Raw genomic sequence first — 3339 nt, 5'->3', positions numbered from 1 at the left:
GATATGAATCCATTTAAGCGCCCTACCCTGTCGCCCGGTCCAGAACCTCTTCGGCCCATTGGTTCAGGCTCTTGCCTGACAGTTCGGCTGCGAGTGCTGCCTTGCGATGGACCTCTGGATCGACGCGGAACATAACTTGGCCAGAGAATGCCTTCTGCGGCTCCTTGCCGATCTTTGCGCAGGTCTCAACATAGTCTTCGACCGCTTCATGAAACGCATCCCGCAACGCTTCAACAGTGTCGGCATGAAATCCAACCCCATCGCGGATACCCGCGATGCGCCCAGTGAAGATACCGTCGTCGTCGTCATACTCGATACGGGCCGAATAGCCCTTGTAGGTCATAGAGTTGGTCATGGCGTTACTCCGATCCGTTCCAGAAATGCGCGGGCAGCGCGAACTTGATACCGTTTGGCTTCCTTGGCGGGGTGTGGACGATGAAACGTCTCGACCTCGCCATCCTTTTCGAACCGCACCCGCGAACCGCGTCCTTCGATCACTTGTGCGCCAGCGGCGACAAGCAACCTCTCGACCGCTGACCATTCAATTGTTCCTGACACCGGGTCTGTGAAGACAACGGCCAGCATCTTGCGGTGTTTGCTGTTCATCAGGTCATATAGAACGCGCTAGCATATAGTGCAAGCAAAAATTCTTTTTCCTTAGCACCTACGTGGCATGGAGGTAGTGCATCGCGCAAAGGCGCTTTGCATGCAATCATGCTTACATGTTTTGCGCTCTGTATGCTTCCCATATGGGACGTTAACGTACGATCCTGCACTCAGCCGTAACAGACCCCACAAACCTTCCGATGGGGCCCTACCGGAATCTACCCCATATTGAGGATACGGAGATCCGCGCATGAAGCGCGGATCGTCATGAATCAATTGCCGTGACAGGGGATCGACGCAGGCAAAAGCCTGCGCTCCCCCCTGCCCCGACGGTCTTCCTGTCAGTTGGTCCGCCTGCCATCCGGCCGGTGCGAAGTAAACCGGCAAGCGCCGCGCGGGCGCGGCGGCTCTAAAGGGGCCGTGTCCTCGCCCGTGCCGGGCTGTGGGCCGCACCACCCCCTTTTCCGCCCGGTTGACTGCGCCCCGTCCGGCCGCAGGTCGGGCTTCGCCCTCGCCTGCTCTGTCCAGCCGAAATGCATGGGGCATTTCGTCTGACAGATCAGCCGAGGCTCTGCCACTGGCGGATGGTCGGGCAAACGGCCAACGCCCTCACCACGAAGGGAAACAGAATGGCTGGATTTGAGAGTGTCGCGCGCGACGAGTGCGAGGAAACGCGGATGATCGCGGAGCAGAACGACCGGTTCCGGACGACCTGGGGGGCGGATTTCGCCGTGCCGGGGCAGGTTGTGATGACCCATGGTGTCAACCTTCTGCCCTTTGCGGCCAAGGTCGCGATCATGGCGGCGGTGCAGGGCTTCAAAGTGTTCGACGCGGACAACGATCCCCATGGCGAACATGATTTCGGGGCGTTCGAAGTCAGCACCGGCGACGGCGACGTGCGGCTCTTCTGGAAGATCGACCTGTTTGACCGGACCTACCGCATGGGGTCGGACGATCCGGCCAATCCCGACCTCACCCGGCGTGTTCTGACCGTGATGCTCGCCGCCGAATACTGAATTCGGCCGTGCGGGGACCCCTCCCATCCCGCGCGCCCGAGGCTGGCCTGCCCGTCAGGCCCAAGGGAGGGGCGGCCACCGCCCTTCCCGCCCCACTCACGAACAGCAGTAACCCGCACCGAAAGGAGGTGAGAACAATGAGCAAGGAATTGATGAAGCGTCTTGTGGCTGAGGCACAGGCGCTTCTCAGGAAGGGCGATCACTTTGGCATAGGCCGCCGCTTCCTGATCCAGCACGGGGCCGACTAGCCCCCACGCCTCAGCCCGTCAGGGCTGGGGCACCAATAACACGAACCTCACCACATGAACAAGGAATGTCCCAATGACAAAACATGATAGTGCCATCCTGCCAGACCAAGGCATCGAGCGGATCGCCTTTGCCGATCTTTACATTTCCGACCTCAATCCGCGCAGCGTCATCGACCCGGCGGGCATCGAGGCACTTGCCGCGAATATCCGCGAGCTTGGGCTGATCCAGAACCTTGCGGGGCTACGCGACGATGCGGGGCGTGTCGGCATCGTCGCCGGGGGGCGGCGCTATCGCGCGCTGGCCCTCCTGCAGGACGATCCGCGCTTTGCGTCGATCCCGGTAAAGATGGTCCCGGATCAGGCCACTGCCGAAATGTGGGCCGCGAGCGAGAACCACCAGCGCGAGCAGCCCCATCCCGCCGATGAAATCCGCGAATATGGCCAGATGGCCGCGCGTGGCGTTGCGGTGCCCGCCATCGCCGTGGCCTTCGGCGTGACCGAGCCGCATGTCTATCGCCGACTGAAACTGGCGGGCCTGCCCGCCCCGGTGCTGGACGCTCTGAAAGCCGGTGAAATCACCCTGCAAAACGCAGCCACCTTCACCATCAGCGAGGACGAGACAAACGCACTGGCCGTGCTGGAACAGGTTCGGGGCGCGAATTACAGCGATCATCACATCCGGCAAATGCTCAGACCCGACGCCGTGCGCCAGACCGACCGCCGCGCGGTGTTCGTTGGTCAGGAATCCTATGAAGCCGAAGGCGGTCAGGTGACGCGCGATCTCTTTTCCGAGCAGGTCTATTTCGATGATGTTGGGCTTCTTGACCGGTTGTTCGCATCGAAAATCCACACCACGGCAGAGGACATGACCGGCGAGGGCTGGAAATGGACCGAGGCGCTGGACGCAACATATCTCGGGTATCACGAAATCGAGGACCGCAAACTTGGCCGCATCTATCGCGACGAGGGCGTGTTGAGCGAGGCCGACGCCGAGCGCTGTGACGAATTGTTGGAATTGGCCGAAAGCGAGGGACTGGACGAGGCAGGCGAGGCCGAACTTGCAGAGCTTGAAGCCTTTCAAAAGGGCGAATGGACCTCTGAGCAGAAGGCCGTCGCGGGCGTCCTGATCTATGTAAACCAGAGAGGCGAATTGCAGACCGCCGAAGGGTTGGTGACGCGCGAGGACCGCGCCGCTGCCATCGAGGCCGGGTTCCTGCGCCAATCGCAACATGGTGCCGCCGGGGCCGATACGGCGCCGAAATCGCCCATCAGCCAGAAACTTCGCGACGATCTTGGCCGCATTGCCAAAGGCGCGCGCCAACACGCGATCTTGCGCGATCCGGACTTGCTGATCGACCTTCTGGCCTATCAGTTGAGCCACGCGCTGCACTGGACCGCACCGCTCGGGATTTCCACGAACGAGGTTCCGAACTGGCCATCGACCGAGGCCGAGGGTTATGCCCTTGACG

Annotated in this window: 4 protein-coding genes; 2 read left to right on the top strand and 2 right to left on the bottom strand. The window is 61.4% G+C overall.

Annotation, left to right across the window (positions count from 1 at the left end):
• Positions 1–22 precede the first annotated feature (22 nt).
• Together WBB85_RS17135 and WBB85_RS17130 are read right to left on the bottom strand one after the other, a co-directional pair.
• A complete protein-coding gene (locus tag WBB85_RS17135; RefSeq protein WP_432639810.1) occupies positions 23–355 on the bottom strand; it encodes a type II toxin-antitoxin system HicB family antitoxin in 333 nt (110 codons plus the stop codon).
• On the bottom strand, positions 352–585 hold the full coding sequence (locus tag WBB85_RS17130; RefSeq protein WP_432639809.1) for a type II toxin-antitoxin system HicA family toxin: 234 nt from the start codon (positions 583–585) through the stop codon (positions 352–354). Before WBB85_RS17130 ends, WBB85_RS17135 begins: the two co-directional genes overlap by 4 nt.
• A gap of 650 nt (positions 586–1235) precedes the next feature.
• Here WBB85_RS17130 and WBB85_RS17125 point away from each other — a divergent pair.
• Positions 1236–1622: a DUF3768 domain-containing protein gene (locus WBB85_RS17125; RefSeq protein WP_432639808.1), complete on the top strand. Its 387-nt coding sequence runs from the start codon at positions 1236–1238 to the stop codon at positions 1620–1622.
• 321 nt (positions 1623–1943) lie between these two features.
• The coding region (locus WBB85_RS17120) for a ParB/RepB/Spo0J family partition protein (protein WP_432639807.1) at positions 1944–3339 on the top strand (1396 nt) is incomplete at its 3' end.

Source organism: Albidovulum sp. (assembly GCF_049646345.1).
Classification (GTDB): Bacteria; Pseudomonadota; Alphaproteobacteria; order Rhodobacterales; family Rhodobacteraceae; genus Albidovulum.
Note: the sequence above shows the minus strand (reverse complement) of the source record. Positions and strands in the feature narration are given on the sequence as shown.

Bases quoted from the DNA above. Each gene is read 5' to 3' on its own strand.
- WBB85_RS17135 (WP_432639810.1), bottom strand. From the start codon at position 355: ATGACCAACTCTATGACCTACAAGGGCTATTCGGCCCGTATCGAGTAT.
- WBB85_RS17130 (WP_432639809.1), bottom strand. From the start codon at position 585: ATGCTGGCCGTTGTCTTCACAGACCCGGTGTCAGGAACAATTGAATGG.
- WBB85_RS17125 (WP_432639808.1), top strand. From the start codon at position 1,236: ATGGCTGGATTTGAGAGTGTCGCGCGCGACGAGTGCGAGGAAACGCGG.